Source organism: Rhodococcus sp. C-2 (assembly GCF_027854095.1).
Lineage (GTDB): Bacteria > Actinomycetota > Actinomycetes > Mycobacteriales > Mycobacteriaceae > Rhodococcus_F > Rhodococcus_F qingshengii.
Window position 1 is genome coordinate 299,433 of sequence record NZ_JAQGFI010000008.1, and the last position, 16,235, is coordinate 315,667.

The 16,235-nt window shown below is 60.5% G+C and carries 17 protein-coding genes; 12 read left to right on the plus strand and 5 right to left on the minus strand.

Annotated elements, in window-relative coordinates:
• The 4 genes from PCS43_RS19220 to PCS43_RS19235 all read left to right on the plus strand — a co-directional run bounded on the left by PCS43_RS19220 (position 1) and on the right by PCS43_RS19235 (position 3,125).
• A complete protein-coding gene (locus PCS43_RS19220; protein WP_054780856.1) occupies positions 1–1,254 on the plus strand; it encodes a wax ester/triacylglycerol synthase domain-containing protein in 1,254 nt (417 codons plus the stop codon).
• 137 nt (positions 1,255–1,391) lie between these two features.
• Positions 1,392–2,276, plus strand: a complete 885-nt coding sequence (locus tag PCS43_RS19225) for an MBL fold metallo-hydrolase (protein ID WP_042452347.1) — start codon at positions 1,392–1,394, stop codon at positions 2,274–2,276.
• Positions 2,277–2,462: 186 nt separating this feature from the next.
• Positions 2,463–2,924 (plus strand): Hsp20/alpha crystallin family protein, encoded by a 462-nt coding sequence (locus PCS43_RS19230; RefSeq protein ID WP_058038924.1) that lies wholly within the window; start codon positions 2,463–2,465, stop codon positions 2,922–2,924.
• A 57-nt stretch (positions 2,925–2,981) separates the two neighbouring features.
• Positions 2,982–3,125, plus strand: a complete 144-nt coding sequence (locus PCS43_RS19235) for a hypothetical protein (protein WP_165639161.1) — start codon at positions 2,982–2,984, stop codon at positions 3,123–3,125.
• 356 nt (positions 3,126–3,481) lie between these two features.
• On the opposite strand, the gene PCS43_RS19240 is transcribed toward PCS43_RS19235, so the two are convergent.
• Positions 3,482–4,198, minus strand: a complete 717-nt coding sequence (locus PCS43_RS19240) for a TetR/AcrR family transcriptional regulator C-terminal domain-containing protein (RefSeq protein WP_042452349.1) — start codon at positions 4,196–4,198, stop codon at positions 3,482–3,484.
• 223 nt (positions 4,199–4,421) lie between these two features.
• On the opposite strand from PCS43_RS19240, the gene PCS43_RS19245 reads away from it, so the two are divergent.
• The 4 genes from PCS43_RS19245 to PCS43_RS19260 all read left to right on the plus strand — a co-directional run bounded on the left by PCS43_RS19245 (position 4,422) and on the right by PCS43_RS19260 (position 7,992).
• Positions 4,422–5,753 carry an ice-binding family protein gene (locus PCS43_RS19245; protein ID WP_209907859.1) on the plus strand — a complete coding sequence of 444 codons (1,332 nt, stop codon included), beginning with the start codon at positions 4,422–4,424 and terminating at the stop codon, positions 5,751–5,753.
• Positions 5,754–6,407, plus strand: coding sequence for a class F sortase (locus PCS43_RS19250; RefSeq protein WP_003943710.1), 654 nt, complete (start codon positions 5,754–5,756; stop codon positions 6,405–6,407).
• A 95-nt stretch (positions 6,408–6,502) separates the two neighbouring features.
• Positions 6,503–7,654 (plus strand): alkane 1-monooxygenase, encoded by a 1,152-nt coding sequence (locus tag PCS43_RS19255; RefSeq protein WP_054826870.1) that lies wholly within the window; start codon positions 6,503–6,505, stop codon positions 7,652–7,654.
• On the plus strand, positions 7,651–7,992 hold the full coding sequence (locus tag PCS43_RS19260; protein ID WP_064114314.1) for a hypothetical protein: 342 nt from the start codon (positions 7,651–7,653) through the stop codon (positions 7,990–7,992). The genes PCS43_RS19255 and PCS43_RS19260 overlap by 4 nt, the downstream gene beginning before the upstream one ends.
• Before the next feature lie 78 nt (positions 7,993–8,070).
• Here PCS43_RS19260 and PCS43_RS19265 read toward each other — a convergent pair whose 3' ends face one another.
• The 4 genes from PCS43_RS19265 to PCS43_RS19280 form a co-directional block, all read right to left on the minus strand.
• On the minus strand, positions 8,071–8,487 hold the full coding sequence (locus PCS43_RS19265; RefSeq protein ID WP_042452357.1) for a hypothetical protein: 417 nt from the start codon (positions 8,485–8,487) through the stop codon (positions 8,071–8,073).
• A 13-nt stretch (positions 8,488–8,500) separates the two neighbouring features.
• On the minus strand, positions 8,501–9,262 hold the full coding sequence (locus tag PCS43_RS19270; protein WP_076948777.1) for a pentapeptide repeat-containing protein: 762 nt from the start codon (positions 9,260–9,262) through the stop codon (positions 8,501–8,503).
• 244 nt (positions 9,263–9,506) lie between these two features.
• Positions 9,507–10,307, minus strand: coding sequence for a peptidoglycan DD-metalloendopeptidase family protein (locus PCS43_RS19275; protein ID WP_228232484.1), 801 nt, complete (start codon positions 10,305–10,307; stop codon positions 9,507–9,509).
• 689 nt (positions 10,308–10,996) lie between these two features.
• Positions 10,997–12,712, minus strand: coding sequence for a 3-ketosteroid-delta-1-dehydrogenase (locus PCS43_RS19280; protein ID WP_003943733.1), 1,716 nt, complete (start codon positions 12,710–12,712; stop codon positions 10,997–10,999).
• Between the two features lie 187 nt (positions 12,713–12,899).
• Between PCS43_RS19280 and PCS43_RS19285 the strand changes: the two genes are divergently transcribed.
• The 4 genes from PCS43_RS19285 (at position 12,900) to PCS43_RS19300 (ending at position 15,989) form a co-directional block, all read left to right on the plus strand.
• Entirely contained in the window at positions 12,900–13,040 is a 141-nt protein-coding gene (locus PCS43_RS19285) for a hypothetical protein (RefSeq protein ID WP_181991937.1), read from the plus strand.
• Between the two features lie 159 nt (positions 13,041–13,199).
• Positions 13,200–13,748, plus strand: a complete 549-nt coding sequence (locus tag PCS43_RS19290; RefSeq protein WP_064443219.1) for a hypothetical protein — start codon at positions 13,200–13,202, stop codon at positions 13,746–13,748.
• 470 nt (positions 13,749–14,218) lie between these two features.
• Complete coding sequence (locus tag PCS43_RS19295; protein WP_007726468.1) at positions 14,219–14,641, plus strand: hypothetical protein; 423 nt, start codon at positions 14,219–14,221, stop codon at positions 14,639–14,641.
• Between the two features lie 97 nt (positions 14,642–14,738).
• Entirely contained in the window at positions 14,739–15,989 is a 1,251-nt protein-coding gene (locus PCS43_RS19300; RefSeq protein WP_064114285.1) for an amidohydrolase, read from the plus strand.
• Positions 15,990–16,235: the final 246 nt, after the last annotated feature.

The following is a 16,235-nucleotide window of genomic DNA, read 5'->3' on the forward strand; positions in this document are numbered from 1 at the left end:
ATGGTCGACACCACACCCGACGTGCCGATATCACCCGTCGACGCTGCGAGCTTCCAGCTCGGTGTGCACGTCCAGCCCTACCTGGTCACTATTGCCGGACTGCTCGCTCCTGGTGGCTTCGTCGATCGAGACGGTCGACCTGATCTAGTGCGACTTCACCGCACTCTCGCCGCTCACATCGCGCAGGAGCCGTTACTGCGGCAGCGACCGATCATGCGGAACGGGTCATGGTGGTGGACGGAAAACGACATCGACTTCGACCTCCATCTCTCGCTTGACGAACGCGGGCCTACAGAACCCGACTTCGAATCCGTCTGTGGTCGACTCGTGATGCAACCCCTCGACACCACCCGACCGTTGTGGCACATCGCCTTCGTTCCTGCAGCTCGACCGGGTCTGTGCGGCATTGTGATCCGAGTGCATCACGCGGTTCTCGACGGCGCCAGAGCCAGCGACCTTTTCGAGCGCTTGTTCGCCTCACCTGATTCGAAAAGTACCGACCCGGGCGCTCCCGTGCCGAACATCCCTCCGAAGGCCGCCGGTTCCCTCGACCTCCTCCGATTTCGAATCGGTACTTTCCTGCACCGGCCAATCCGATCACGGGTGTTGCTGGGCGCCATTGGTCCCACGAGATCGATCTCGTCCGTCAACGTCCGCACCTCTCTGATCGAGCATGCCGCGCAGCAAGCGGGAGGCACTTTGAACGATGCCTATCTCGTTGCGGTGGGCGGCGGACTGCGATTCATCCTCCAAGAATGCGGCGAGCCCATCCCCAAGTCGATTGCGGTATCGGTACCCGTCGCAGTCACAGCGATCGGTAGCGCACGCAATGCCGTCGGGTTCATGATCATCGACCTTCCACTTCGTGAAACCGACCCACAACGCACAGTCGCGATCGTCGCGAAGCAAACCGCTGCGGCCAAACCTTCCGCACGCGCTGCGGGAACAACCTTTCGGTCACCGCGTATCGCCGGCGTTTTCGACAAGCTCGCAAAGCGGCAGCACATGATCGGTGCAGTCGCGTCCAACGTCCATGGACCGCGCGGCCCGCTCACGCTCGACGGGGCAGCGCTAGTCGAACTCTGGCCTCTGGGCCCGTTGGCGGGCAATGTCCGCGTCGGCTTCACCGCAGCGTCCTACAACGACACATTCTGGATCGGAATCCAGGCCGATGCCGAGCATCTCCCACCTGCAAGCAAGATCGCCCGAGCCGTCGAACGGACTCTCGACGAAATAGCCGGCACTGCACACTGACTGGATCTACTGCCACTATCCGATGCACCTCGCCGCTTGGGCAACGGATACTGTCGAGACGTCTCGACAACATCTCCACTGATTCGAGCCTGCAAGCCGGTGTCGTCACGACACGATCGTCACGAGGAAGGCGAAAGATGTTCACACCTGCAGAATTCGGCAAGGTCTCGGTACTGGTTCCTGAGAACGGTGGTGCCGTCCCCTACGGGAACACCGTGGTAGTGCACGGATCTGAAAGCACGCTCGTCATCGACCCTTCGCTCTCCCTCGACCGCGACCCCGTCGGCGCAGACCTCGTATTCGTCAGCCACGGGCACGAGGACCACATCGCCGGACTACGCCATTTCGACACCCCGGCCTATGCGCACCATCTCGACGCACCCGCAGTCGCATCCCTCGACACGATGCTCACCAATTACGGCCTTCCTCCGAACGAACGAGTCGAGGTCCAGCAGTCGATTGCTACGCAATACGGCATACCCCCGACCCACGAGAACGTGTCGGGGATCGCGGGCGGCCACGTCTTCGACCTCGGCGACCGCACTGCGACAGTCATTCATTTGCCAGGGCACACCCGCGGACACTGCGGGGTCCTCGTCGAACCAGACGGCTTCTTCTACGTCGCCGACATCGACCTCACCTCCTTCGGCCCGATGTACGGCGACCTGGGTAGCAGCGTCAACGACTTCCTCGACTCCATCGACCACGTCGCAACGATCGACGCACGCTGGTACGGAACATTCCATCAGAAGGGCGTGGTCGAGGGCAGCGACGAGTTCCGTCGCCGGTTGTCCGCATACCGCGACAAATTACTGAGCCGCGAAGACCGTCTCATCCAATTCCTCGGCGAACCAAAACTCTTGGAAGACATAGTCGCTCATCGACTCGTCTACCGCCCCCACGTATCGGCCCCGTACGTCGACGCCGTCGAACGACGGACAGCTCAGCTACACCTCGAACGACTCATCGCATCCGGTGCCGTCACAGTCGACGAAGACAAGGTGTTTCGCCGGACCCTCTGACATCCCTGGCGAACTGATCGCGCCATTTCGGATACTTCCGAAAATCGGACCGAAGTTCACCGAAAAAATCTGGCACTCGAGGTTGCAGAGTGCCAGTTTGGCTGGTTATCATGTTCTCGCACAGTAAGTTCGGTCGCCGTCGAGGTGACGGTGACCTTTCTTAGACGATACGGGAGGTGTGTTGCTGTGCTTCGTTTCGATCCTTTCACCGACATCGACGCGATCACCAAGTCCCTGCTTGCCACCGGAACCGGCAGCAGCCGAAGTCCACGCTTCATGCCGATGGACCTCTACAAGATCGATGACCACTACGTCCTTCACGCCGATCTTCCCGGCGTCGACCCAGGATCAGTGGACGTACAGGTAGACGGCTCGACCCTCACCCTGACCGCGCACCGCAGCGCCATTTCCGAAGAGGGAGTGACGTGGCTGGCCGGTGAGCGTTTCACAGGAACATACAGAAGGCAGCTGTCCATCAGTGAGGACATCGATTCCGAACGGATCGTCGCCTCATACGACAACGGCGTGTTGACCGTGACCTTGCCGATCGCAGAGAAGGCGAAACCGCGGCGGATCGAAATCTCGTCGAGACCGCCGTCCCGCACCGCAAACTCCGAGGTGAAAACCCAAGGACAGATCGAAGCCTGACCTGAACGGCTTGCACGAAATCGACTGTACGAGAGCCTTTCATCCAGGAGGTCCACTATGCCCGCGCCAATCATGGCCCCCGCCGCAGCTCTGGCTGAACCGGTCGTCTGGAACGAAGACCCGCAGCGGCAAGGCTGGTGGAAGCGCATCCTCGCGGCCACCCCGCCCGAGAACCCCACCAACGAAGAATTTCAACCCTGACAAAACCAGACCGTGTTCGCCGAATACGGTCACCCACAAATGAATTGATGCCTTCCGTCCGTCCACCGAGGCGGACGGAAGGCATTTACAGGCGCTCTACACACGTTCAGCTCGATGAAGCCTTCCGGCCGAACCGAAGAGCCATCACCTGCAGCAGGTCAGGAACCGCCCGAAATGGGCGAAGCAGGACGAAACACTCACACAACAAGAACGAAGCTCGCCGCCACCTGCCAACCGTGACTCGTACGGTTGAAATGTAGACGTCAGTGACTGCGCTGACGCTTACCGACCTCGTCGGTCCCCTGAATTGTGTGGCCGTCGAGGTCGTCTCATGTCTATACCCAAACTGAAAGTGGTCAGCCCTCAACCCTCGTCGGAGGAGATGCCGTCGCCAGACCCTCCAGAAGGATTGCCAGACCGCGCTCGAGTTCGTCCTGCCCGTCGTAGTGAGCCATGATCGTAGCCATCGACCGCAGTCTCGGAAACTCGGCAAGCGCAAGCCGATGCAGACCGAGCCGCAAGAGATCGTCCGTCTCCTCGGGATTTTCGACTATTTCCTGAAGCTCGTTGAGAATGTGCCCGTTGAGGAAGCCGAACACTGCTCGGTAGATGTGTAATGCGTCTTCAGGAGTGAAACCGGCCCGTATCAGCAGTTCGAGAATCGCTTCGACGTAGCGCAACGTCCCGGGAGGACGCAATCCGAGCGGGGTGGACAGCGGCCGAGTGACCAGCAAAGGAACCACGTTGGGGTGCGCGAGCGCGAGGCGGCGATACCCGTACGCAACTGCGTGCAGCTGCCCCCTCCAGTCGCGATCGGACGGGTCGACGACCAGTTGTTCGAGCACGGTCTCGACGACCCCGTCCAGCAGGGCCGCCTTGTTGGCCGCGTACCTGTAGAGAGTCATCGGATTTCTGTCGAGCGCTTTGCCCAGTCGGCGCATGGAGAGGCCGTCGGCACCTTCCTCGTCGATGATCGCCAACGCCGTCGAGAGTACGAGCGCCCTGGTGAGGGGCTCCTCGCGGTCCGCGGCGGGAATCAAACCCTTAGTGCGATCTGGCGAGTGTCCGGTCATTCACAAAACATACATCGTATGCCTACGCGTTGACAGAACAGTACGGCTGGTTTACTGTTCGGATACGCCCTATGCATACAACGTATACACACATCGTATACCCGGAATGTCCGGATTTACGTGGGCGCTCATCGATACGTCCCGGCGCCGGAGTCGGCGCGGACGTACGGACTCACTTTCGTCGCATGAGTCCCTTCTTCAAAGGATCGAAGATGAACAGAACATGACAGCACCCACCGCAACACGACGCTCGCGGTTCTTTCAATTCTCGGGTATTGCAACGATTTCCGTTTTCTCCGTCGGCATTCTCGTCTTGCCGGCCGGCACTGCCGGCGCGGAAGCGACTGCTGTCGGACTCGGCACCGCTGAGCCCTTTGCAGTCCTTGCCGGAGCAGGAATCACCAACACCGGACCGACAACCCTCGGCGGCGATATCGGCACGTATCCGACTCCAACCATCACCGGTGTATCGGACCTGACGATTACCGGCACCAATCATGGTGGCGACGCGGTATCGCAGGGAGCGAAACCCGACGTGTTGACTGCCTACAACACTCTTGCCGGTCAGGGACCCACACAACCGACGGGAGACGACTTGACCGGTCGGACACTGGTTTCGGGTGTCTACAACTCCGGTTCGTCGATCGCACTGTCGGGAACCGTCACCCTCGACGCGCAAGGTGACCCCGATGCAGTCTTCGTCTTCCAAGCGGGATCAACGCTGATCACATCGTCGTCCAGCACCGTTGCACTGATCAACGGAACGCAGGCGTGCAATGTTTTCTGGCAGGTTGGAAGTTCCGCCACCCTGGGCACCAACTCCGTCTTCCGAGGAAACCTGTTCGCGCTGACAGACATTACTGCCACAACCGAGGCAACCGTCGAGGGTCGACTGTTGGCGATCAATGGCGCGGTCACTCTGGATACGAACACCGTTACGATCCCGACCTGTGCGCCTCCTGTCACGACCACGACTCCGACCACTACGACGACTACAGTCCCGCCTGACACCGCGACGACTACCACCACGACTGTGGTCCCGCCGGTGGTGACTACAACCACGACGGTCGTCCCGCCGGAGGTGACTACAACCACGACGGTCGTCCCGCCGGAGGTGACTACAACCACGACTGGTACACCGGTGGAAGCGACGACCACCACACCAGGGCCGAACGGCACGACTACAACCACTGTGGACGTACCGCCGATCATCACGACCAGCCGAAACATTCCGTCCATACCCGAGATTCCCGGTCTCCCACCACTGCCGGGAATACCTCCCACCGTTCCCGGGACGGTAACCGTCCCGTCTCGGGTGCCGACGACGTCAGCTTCTCGAACGGGTACCCCGACCACTCAACCGGTAGGCCCGGAATCCCCGAATGTTCGAGCCCCTCAGGTGCAGCAGGTACCACGAGGATCGGTCGACACCGGTGACGGAAGCACACAATCCCAACGCGACGGACAGTCCAGTGGAGGGTGGATCGCCCTGCTCGTCGGCTTCTTCAGCGTCGTGGCTATGTCGGCCCTCGTCATCCGTCGGACAAGTCGATAGATGAAAGACGAAAACTCCGTGATGGCTCCGCGAACTCGCCGAGCCATCACGGCTCTCGCCCTTACTGTTTCAGTACTCGTAACGGTGGTCGGATGCGCCGGTGGACAATCCGACAGCGGAAATTCACAACCACACTCGTCGCCTCGACAAGACACCACATCCGCGCCACGCGCCACTGACTCTGCACTGCCCGAAAGGGCGCCGGTAACTGCTGAACACCGCCCCGCGCGCCTCGAAATCCCGTCCATCGGCGTCGACACCGACATCATCGATCTCGGACTCGATACCGATGGAGCACTCGAGGTCCCACCGGATGGGAAGGACGCAGGGTGGTACACCGGCGCTCCCGCACCCGGTGAGGTCGGACCGGCAATCATCGCCGGCCACGTCGACTGGCAAGGCACCGACGGGGTCTTCTTCGATCTGCGGAATCTCGAAACAGGAGCCGACATCATCGTCACCCGCGAAGACGGAAGTCGCGCAGTGTTCACCGCTACCAGTGTCGAACACTTCCCCAAAGAGGACTTTCCCACCGACGTCGTATACGGCGACATCGACCACCCCGGACTCCGGATCATCACGTGCGGTGGATCCTTCGACGAAACCGCACGCAGTTACAACGACAACATCATCGCATTCGCCGACCTGGCCTAACCGCCTGAGACGCCGCAGCACACCACTTCGAAAGTCCGCACGAACCGTTGGAGAGCAATGACCGTATTCCACTTTCCCGTGCTCGAGAAGTTTCGATGACAGACACCGACGACATTCGAGCGAGCGCCGAAGCAGGTGTCGACGCTCCTGCATGGCGGGATCGGAAGCGTTACTGGTGGCCGTTGGGATTGCTGATCCCGCTGAGTCCCTTCCTGTCCTGGCTGCTGGTCGAATATTTGCACCTCGGCCTGTTCTGGGCGACCGGTGCCTGGATCCTGATTCTCGTCATCCCGATCGTCGACGTCGCAGTCGGCGCAGATGGCCGCAGCCCACCCGACAACGTGATCGCGGCATTGCAGGACGACCGCTACTACCGCTGGTGTACCTACCTGTTCGTGCCACTTCAATACGCTGGCCTCGTCTTCGCCGCATGGTGTTGGGCGCACGCCCCGATGGCAACCGGAGAGAAGATCGCACTGGCGATGACCGTCGGCGTCGTTGCGGGCGTCGGTATCAATGCCGCACACGAACTAGGCCACAAGAGCAGCCGCCTCGAGCGGCGGTTGGCGAAAATTGTGCTCGCTCAATCGTTCTACGGGCACTTCTACATCGAGCACAATCACGGTCACCACGTCAACGTTGCGACGCCGCGCGATCCCGCCAGTGCTCGTTTCGGGGAATCGTTCTGGATATTCCTGCCCCGCAGCGTATTCGGAGGTCTGAAATCGGGCTGGCGGATCGAATCAGCACGCCTGCGCCGGCAGGGTTCACCCGCACTGTCGCCTCGAAACAACATCTTGCAGGCATGGTCGCTGAGCGCCGCACTGTTCGGGACGTTGATCACCTTATTCGGGTGGCAGATACTGCCCTGGCTGCTCCTGCAAGCCTTGGCCGGGATCACGTTCCTCGAGGCCGCAAACTACCTCGAACACTACGGATTGCTCCGTGCGCGAAGACAAGACGGCAGCTTTGTCAAAGCCCGGCCCGAAGACAGTTGGAACAGTGATCATCTCTTGTCCAATTTGTTCCTGTACCAATTACAACGACACAGTGACCATCACGCGAATCCGCGTCTGCGCTACCAATCTCTGCGCAGCGCTCCAACCGCTCCGCAACTCCCTGCCGGATACGCGGTGATGATCGTCTGCGCTGCCGTACCACCACTGTGGCGGCGGATGATGGATCACCGTGTCCTCGGCTACTACAACGGCAACGTCGAGCTCATTCACACCAAGGCGACGATATGAATGACAATGCCCGAGACGACGACCACAGCGACGGGCACTACACGGCCACCGGGCCGACCAAACACGCCAGAGCTGCGTACCAGCCGACGCGCACCCGGCTCAGACGAGCCGCACCGAGCCTGGACGTCGTCGCTGCCGCGGAGTACCTGTTGACCCAGCCCGACGCATACCTCTATCGCCGCCGATACCTCGACCTGATCACTCAAACCCCCGGGCCCGACGGAACATCGATCACCGACTACGCCGCAGCTGAACGCTACCTACTTGTCACCGCTACCGCGCACCGCAGAACTCATAGTGAGGTTCGTCCATTGCCGGCACCCGGCGATTTTCTGTGAAGTGGTCACCGCAGTGTTTGATGCCAGAGAGTGACAACGGCCTGACGAATTCGGGAGCGCAGCATTTGTCATTTGCCATCACAGCTTTGATTCGCGCTCGCCAATGTCATCGAGGATCAAGAACTCGATCTTCGCTCGCTCCCCGTCCGCATCGAAGTCGTTGTCGCGGTCTGAGACACGCGTGATCAGTTCCGTCAGTGCCGCATGGATCGTCGTGTACAGAAATGCACGCGGGTCGGGCACCCCCATCACGTCGTCAGTGTTCATCTGTACCTGCGCCGTAGCGGTACGCCTGCCCAGAAATACACGCGGAAGCCGGATCCCGGTCGGATCGGTCACCACGGAGATGTCGCCACCAACGACAACAAACAGATCGAAGTCGTACTGCATCGCGATGCCCCTCAGCCGGTGTCTGAGCCGAGTCAACTCCTCGATGAAGTCAAGCGGCACCGACGGTCCACCGAATACTGTCCTGAACGTGACCCCGCGAGTCATCGATCTGCCCCCTTTACGAATCATCCATTTCAGGATCGAGGGCCATACCCTCTGTGTCCCCCACGCCAAGTGCTCGGGCATATCGACCGGCATACCGCTCCAGTGCGACTGCTGAATCGGCCTCACCTTCCCATTGATCCGGAATCGCGGTGCCGTCACACGTTGTTCGCGACACTTGCGCCTCGGAGAACTCGACAGCGGTCCGGGTGAAGGAACACCGCACAAAACTCGTGGCCGCCGAGAATCGTGCGCCGCCGAAAGTGCACTCCACGAATGAGGTATCGGCGAACTGCGCACCAGTCAGGTCTGTGTCGTCGAATGCGCATCGTTCGAACACAGTATTGGGCACGGAGCGGAGCCCGCGTGCTTTGGCTCCAGTGAAATCGCAATCGACGACCCTCTTTCCGAGCGCCAGACGAGAGAGCGTCGCACCCCGGAAACTGCACCGTTCGAATCGGCGATTGAAACGGGGCTGTCCGGTCAGTGCCACGAAATCGAAACGGCAGTCGAATAATTCAGATTCGAAGACGGAGATCGAACCCCGAGCGAAACTCAGATCAATCCGTTCCAACGTGAGATACCGGATGTCCAATCCAGCGCTACCCGCTGTCAGGCCACGCACATCGATCAGCCCGTCATCGGTCCCCGCCCATGGGGAGACGAGAGTGTGGGGCGGCTTGACGATCCGCGACTGATCGAGCAGCTGCGCCCGTAAATTATCGACGCCCTCATCTGACCAACGTCGACGTAGGGAGGTGATCGCGGACCGGTTCACGGGCTCAATAGTATCGGCAAGATCCACAGCGATTGGCCGTGGCTGCCCGAGAAGCGAACCACCACACATCAGTACTTCGGTAGGAATCACTTCTCGGAGCGCGCAAAACAGCCGGACCGTGAAATGCACGGCCCGGCTGCAGCGCTCACGCGCACGAAGTGGAACTCGGAGTCAACTGGGGTACTGAAACCGGTCGTGTACGAGCCGTTGACTCATCTCCGGATCGGTATCGAATTATCAACTCTCACAAGTTGATCACGTCGCCCACAAGGATCTGATCGGGATTGACGATCTGCGGATTCATGTCCCACACCTGCTGCCAGGTGAGACCTCGTTCTGTCGCGAGGTCGAACAATGTATCACCGGCTGCAACGACTACCTCTGAGCCGGGCACTGGAGTCTCCGACTCCGGAATGCTTTCTACCGGTACAGATTCGGATGCCTCAGAGTAGACAACGGGAGCAGGCGCCGGTTCCGGTGCAAATTCGGGTGCTACGTCCTGTGTCGGCGCGGGCGCGGGAACAATACTCGACCCGGTATCGCACGCCCCGATCGAACTCAGGAAGGACATGGGATCGACGGCGCCTCCACTGTGAATGCGGAGATGCAGATGTGGGCCGGTGGAGCTACCGGTGTTACCCGTTGCCCCGATCTCGTCGCCTACCTCGACGTGTTGCCCCACACCGACCCATGTTTCGGAGAGGTGGCCCATCTGAATCTGCTCGCCACTGTCCGCTTCCAACTGGATGTACGTTCCATATCCACCCGGATCATTGGGTCCGGCAACAGAAATCGTGCCCGATGTGGGCGCGTGGAGCGCGGTGCCGACGTTGACAGCGAAGTCGACTCCGTCATGTCCCGCGTGGTAACCCTGCGAAAGTGATCCGCTTACCGGCCACTCCCAATTGCAACTCGCCGACCAGCCCTGCGCACCGGCGGTACCTGCATTGGCTACTGCTCCGGCCCCCACAAGGGCGCCCAGTCCCGCAGTTACGGCGATGAATCGTTTTGTGCTGGAAGGCTTGTGTTTTCTGTGCTTACTCATGTTTTCCTTGACTGATGTGCTCGGAGCAGGTGCAGGCTCTACCCGCAGACAGCACTCAATACGTGCTGAGCTACTCGGTGTATCGCACCAAGACTCCGTTGGAGTGAAATGTTCGGATCGCGCCATGGAGAGAGGTACGGTGACCGCTCTCGAACGCGAGCGCGCGCATAGACCCGCAGGTCTGCATCTCCTGGTGACAGCACAGGAGATACGGGTTCTACATCGAGGCAGTGCCTGAATCGATCGTTGATCGAGGACTACGAATGCCGGAACAAACCGAAGGCTTCTCATTCGAAGATCGACAGGGTGGGTGTCTACCCGGATGGTCGGAAAGGGGGTGGAACATGGAGATCCTTGCGTTGCGGATGAGGAATCACCTCATACGCTGTCGCTTCACGACGCTCCACACCACGGTTGAATTACCTGGGTACATACCTGTTTTTGCGCATTCGACCCGACCGGTCGATATCAGGCGCGCCTTCGGTAGATGGCATCTGTTCGAACAATCGCCAGTGCCCCATGTCACTTCTGGAGACGATACCGCGTCTTGGTCACCTGGCGCGTCAGCGTTACCGAGATGGGACATACAGGTGGCATCGCTCCTACAAGCCGAACGGGAGACCAGTGCACGTTCCCGGCATCGGAAACGCGTGCTGATCTCCCGTTCGGCGATCTGTTGCCTAGTGGATCTACTGCTGAGTCGAAGCTACTTTCTCGGCTGCGTGGTGAGCGGCAATGTATCCGTAAACCAGCCCCTGGCCGATCGTTGCACCGGCGCCCGGGTAGGTGTGACCGAATGCGTTGGCCGCAGTATTGCCGATCGCATACAGGCCGTCGATCACGCTGCCGTCCTCACGAAGCACGCGTGCATGCTCGTCCGCCTGCACACCGCCGCAGGTGCCGAGGTCGCTGAGCGTCATCTTCACCGCGTAGAGGGCACTCGTGTCGAGCTTCCTCAGGTTCGGGTTCGGGGACACTGTCGGGTCGCCGTAGTACCGATCGTATGCACTTCCGCCGCGACCAAATTCCGCATCGCTACCGGCAGCAGCGGCCTCGTTGAACTTCTCGAAGGACTCGGCAAAAGCCTCCTCGGGAAGACCGACCTTGCGGGCAAGTTCGACCGGACTGCTCGCCTTGTGCGCGATGCCGGAGTCGAAGAATGCCTGCGGAAGCGGCTGACGAGGGAAGATACCGCCTGCGAACACGTAGCTGTTGCGGTACTCCTGGTCGAAAACAAACCACATCGACTCGGCCGGATCTCCGGCCTTTTCCCGTTCGAGCACGCGCTGGCCGAACGACATGTAGTCCGTCGCCTCGTTCACGAATCGACGACCGGTCTGGTCGACGATGAACGAGCCTGGCAGCGCACGCTCTGCGAGCATCACCATCGGCGGGCGGCCCTTGATGCTTGCCACCGCGGGGAACCACCACGACTGATCCATCGATCCGATACCTGCGCCGAGCTCTTGTGCTGCCTCGATCGCTTCGCCGGTGTTGCCCTCTGCGCCCAGGCTCTCGTGCTCACCGAGGCTCTCCGACTGGTACTTGTGGCGCCACTCCATGTTGTGGTCGAACCCGCCGGCTGCCAGAACGACACCACGCCGAGCCGTCACCGTCACTTCACGTCCGTCTTGCACTACAACTGCACCCGTTACGCGGCCATCTTCGGTGATGAGCCGAACCAACGACGTTTCCGTCCACACCGGGATACCGGCCTGGACCACACCTGCGAACAGGCCGGCGGCGAGCGCCTGACCGCCTGCGATGTATTCACGCTTGAGTACGTACTTGCCGTAAACGCCCTGCGCCAGGCGGCGGATGATGCGAGGGAAAGCCTTGCTCGGCTTCTTCACCATCAGGTTCATCCACTTGTAGTCCGCACCTGTCACCGGCATCGGCAGTCCGGCTTCCATCAAACCGGGCCGCAGGCGACCGCGTTCCGCGCCGAGTACCGACGCGTCGAACGGCAGGCACTCGCAGGTACGTCCGGCGGCGCTACCTCCCGGCAGTTCGGGGTGGTAATCGGAGTATTCCTTGGCCCAGAAGAACTTCATGGGCGTCGTGCGGTAAAGCATGTCGACGGTGGCCGCACCGTTGTCGACGAATGCCTCCCCACGTTGGGCAGGGGCAGTATCACCGACCACCGAACGCACGTATGTCTTCGCGCGCTCGACGGTGTCGCCCGCACCGGCTTTCGCCAAGATCGGGTTGGCAGGCATCCAGAACGCTCCACCGGACCGCGCCGTCGAACCGCCAACGTACTGCGTCTTCTCCACGATCAGCGTGGACAAGCCGAGCTCGTTCGCGGTGAGGGCGGCAGCCATGCCGGTACCGGACCCGATCACCAGTAGATCGACAACGATGTCCTTGGCTTGTGTCGCGGGGGGTGCCTGATTCTTCGCCATTGAACAAATCCCTTCACGTGGTTATCGACGTAGAACGCTAAGGCAGTCGCGGCGCAGAAGGTTCCGGATGCCCAGTCAGCGGGACATTGCGAGTGGATTGGCGAAGAACGGCTCCTGCCACGGGTCGGGCGTTGTGCCCGCCCCAGCAGAATCGCGGCTTGCCTTCTTCGATGTCTACGCTGCTCACGTGAGGACAAATCCCAGCTTCGGCATCGTCGACGAAACGCTCGGCGCCCTTGTACGCGGCATGCTTCCCCGCCTACGCCACGTCTTCGAGCAGCACCAGGCTCTTCACCGTCTGGCCGTCGAAGCGATTGTCAACGTCTGACAGACTCGTGCGGTTTGCATTTCATGGACGGGTACTGGCCGGCAGTTCGCTTCAACGGCGACGATGGCGTCGTCGAGGTGACTGTCGAATCCTGACCGCGATCCTCGTCTCGGGCTGTCGGCTGATGTTCCTCGGCACTGATGAAGAATAATCATCTACATGAAATGGAACACCCCTACAGAGACCGGCTGGTTCGTCAACCTCGCCGAAGGTGGTTCGGCCGTATCGATATTCGATCCGTCGGGGAACGTTCAAGGCGAACTGATTCCCGCATCCGACGACGGATCTGAGAGCGTTGCCGGCGGGCGGAAGAGGAAATCGTCAACAGCCGAGCAGGATCGATCCAGGCTCACATTCCGTAAAGGCCGACCTGCATCACTTCGATTGTCCGACGGAACGATCGGGACCCTGATCGACCAGAAGCCCAAGGCCATGCGCCGCAAGAACAAGCTGTGCGAAGTCGATATCGCGGGCAGAACATACCTCTTCGTTCATTCATCGGGCCGAAAGGCAACAGCCCGGCGTGACGGAATCGCATTGGCACACATGGAACGTGGCCGATGGTCCGCTAGAAGCACCGTCGCCAGAAGAACCCTCACGGCAACGGACGCCCTTGACGAATGTGTCCTGACACTGTTTCAGAAGGTAGTGACACCTGGACGTACCGGCGCCTTCGATCAGGTACTGACCGACCTCAGCAACATATGACGTACGCCATATTCGGTGGATCTCAACCGCACTCGAGATACTGACTTTCAACTCTCAGGTCCACGGACATGCCTTGGACACAATGAGTTTCACATCTCGGAGCGGAAGGCTGAAACCAGATCATGGTCAATGTCGACGCTTTGAACACGCTCGCCCAGCGATTGTCGCCAGGTGCGATGATCACAGATCCAGATCTACTCCAGTCCTATCGGCAGGACTGGAGTTTCGATCCCGCAGCCGGAACACCGGTTGCCGTAGTACGTGCTTCGACGACGGCAGAGGCGGTTCGACGGACGGCATCTGAGGCCGCCACATGTAGCGAATAGCGACGAGTACCTGAATTCTCCTGTGCAACCGGATATGGTGAGGCTGTCGTCTTCAATGCGGCGATGCAAGAAGGGAAGCTACGACCAAAACGTTACGTCGGGGAAGACAAGCAAATCACCTGGACATGGCTGGAGGCCTCCGTGATGAATCTCGTTCGCCGACTGAGCGTCTGCACATCCGTCGTGATCGCTTCTACTCTGACGTCGGTGGCGCTCGCATCCGCCGCGGTGACCATTCCATTCCAGGTCAACCCTGCGCCGTACGGCAACCCGAACGGCAGCTTCGACGCGCCGGCCGTCCGCTGCGTAGCTGTCGTCGGTGAACAACCCGGCACGGTGACGATCACCGGAGGCAAGGAAGGCCGGTGGGGATGCCTGCTCTCGTCCGAAGTGCGCTGGCTGAACCTTTCGACCGGGGCCTCCGGCTCCGCTCGGCTCTCGGACGGCCTCAACGGAGTCCCAGCAGAGGCGATCGTGCAGACCGGGACCGGTCAAGTCGCTGTTGCCGTGCTGTCTGTGGCCGGATCCATCATCACCCCAGGTGTCACATCGTTCTACGTGCCGTAGCACCAGACTCCGCATCACCGGCACCGTGGGACCTAAGGTCCTGTTTACCGACCCGTCATCCCGGTTAGCCTGAAAAGACGCTACCGAGAGGACACTCATGACCTCGTCAGTGCACGAAACGATCGCCGTGGATCTGGATTTGATCGACCTGTACAAGGACCTCCACAGCCATCCGGAACTGGGGTTTCACGAGCAACGAACATCCAGTCTGGTGGAAAGACATTTAACAGCACTTGGATTCGACACCACCACCGATGTCGGGACTACCGGAGTCGTCGGAGTCCTGAAGAACGGAGTGGGCCCCACAGCGCTGCTGCGTGCGGATATGGACGCCCTCCCGGTTCGGGAAGAAACCGGATTGGACTACGCCAGTACCGTGACAACGACCGACGATCAGGGAAAGACCGTCTCGGTCAGCCACGCGTGCGGCCATGACCTGCATACGACCTGCTTACTCGGTGCGGCCCGGATCCTCTCTCAGGATACGACGACCTGGTCTGGCACTCTTGTCCTCGTCTTCCAACCGGCTGAGGAACTTGGCGCGGGTGCGCAAGCCATGGTCGACGACGGACTGTTCGAGCGATTCCCGAGGCCCGACATCGTTCTCGGACAACATGTATCGCCGCTACCGGCAGGCACGATCGCCGGGCACGCCGGCCCCTCGTATGCGGGATCGGACTCACTTCGTGTGAGACTGGTCGGAAAGGGCGCCCACGGATCTATGCCGGAGAACTCGGTCGATCCCGTGGTCATGGCAGCCGAAACCGTGTTGCGTTTGCAAACTGTCATCTCACGCGAGGTCCCGAGTACTGCCACAGCTGTCCTCACCGTCGGCTCCATCCATGCTGGAGATGCCGCCAACGTCATTCCCGGCGAAGCAGAACTGCAACTCAACATCCGCAGCTACGACGCAGGTGTGCGTCAGCGCATCCTGGACAGCGTCGACCGCATCGTCCGGGGCGAAGCGGCCACCGCCGGTGCACCCACCTCACCGACCATCACAGAGACGGAGCACTTTCCGATCGTCGTCAATGATCCGGCAGCGCTGGACAAGACACTCGATGCGTTTGCCGAATGGTTGGGGACGAACAAGATTCTCGATCCCGGTGCGGGAGCAGGTAGTGAAGATGTCGGCATTCTCGCGACCAGTGCCGGTGCGCCACTGTCGTACTGGCTGTTGGGCGGTACCGACCCTTCACTGTTCACGACAGGTGACATGACTGATCCGGCTTTGCGAACCGTGCCGTCGAACCACTCTCCGCACTACGCTCCCGTGATCGAGCCGACCCTGACCATCGGTGTGAACGCCTTGGTCGTCGCGGCCAGGACGTGGCTCCCAACTCCCTAGAGTGTTGCGGGTCCGCAATCGATCGATCGTCCATGCGATCAAGGCTGCAAACGCGTAGGCGCCGCCGAGAATACTTGCAGCGCCCCACCCTGCCGCGTCGAAAACCATAGTGGTGGAAACCGCCCCAGCCGCGCTGCCCAACGAATAGAACACCATGTAACTACCGATGGAGATATTGTCAAGACCTGTGGATGAGGGTGTTTCAGGCGACCTCCGTTTCGCTTGATTCGTCGGGCTCAGCGGGTG

Coding starts and splice junctions, on each gene's coding strand:
- PCS43_RS19265 (WP_042452357.1), bottom strand. CDS start 8,487: ATGACTCGCGGGGTCACGTTCAGGACAGTATTCGGTGGACCGTCGGTG.
- PCS43_RS19220 (WP_054780856.1), top strand. CDS start 1: ATGGTCGACACCACACCCGACGTGCCGATATCACCCGTCGACGCTGCG.
- PCS43_RS19235 (WP_165639161.1), top strand. CDS start 2,982: ATGCCCGCGCCAATCATGGCCCCCGCCGCAGCTCTGGCTGAACCGGTC.
- PCS43_RS19295 (WP_007726468.1), top strand. CDS start 14,219: ATGAATCTCGTTCGCCGACTGAGCGTCTGCACATCCGTCGTGATCGCT.
- PCS43_RS19300 (WP_064114285.1), top strand. CDS start 14,739: ATGACCTCGTCAGTGCACGAAACGATCGCCGTGGATCTGGATTTGATC.
- PCS43_RS19280 (WP_003943733.1), bottom strand. CDS start 12,712: ATGGCGAAGAATCAGGCACCCCCCGCGACACAAGCCAAGGACATCGTT.
- PCS43_RS19290 (WP_064443219.1), top strand. CDS start 13,200: ATGAAATGGAACACCCCTACAGAGACCGGCTGGTTCGTCAACCTCGCC.
- PCS43_RS19260 (WP_064114314.1), top strand. CDS start 7,651: ATGAATGACAATGCCCGAGACGACGACCACAGCGACGGGCACTACACG.
- PCS43_RS19225 (WP_042452347.1), top strand. CDS start 1,392: ATGTTCACACCTGCAGAATTCGGCAAGGTCTCGGTACTGGTTCCTGAG.
- PCS43_RS19255 (WP_054826870.1), top strand. CDS start 6,503: ATGACAGACACCGACGACATTCGAGCGAGCGCCGAAGCAGGTGTCGAC.
- PCS43_RS19245 (WP_209907859.1), top strand. CDS start 4,422: ATGACAGCACCCACCGCAACACGACGCTCGCGGTTCTTTCAATTCTCG.
- PCS43_RS19250 (WP_003943710.1), top strand. CDS start 5,754: ATGAAAGACGAAAACTCCGTGATGGCTCCGCGAACTCGCCGAGCCATC.
- PCS43_RS19275 (WP_228232484.1), bottom strand. CDS start 10,307: ATGAGTAAGCACAGAAAACACAAGCCTTCCAGCACAAAACGATTCATC.
- PCS43_RS19240 (WP_042452349.1), bottom strand. CDS start 4,198: ATGACCGGACACTCGCCAGATCGCACTAAGGGTTTGATTCCCGCCGCG.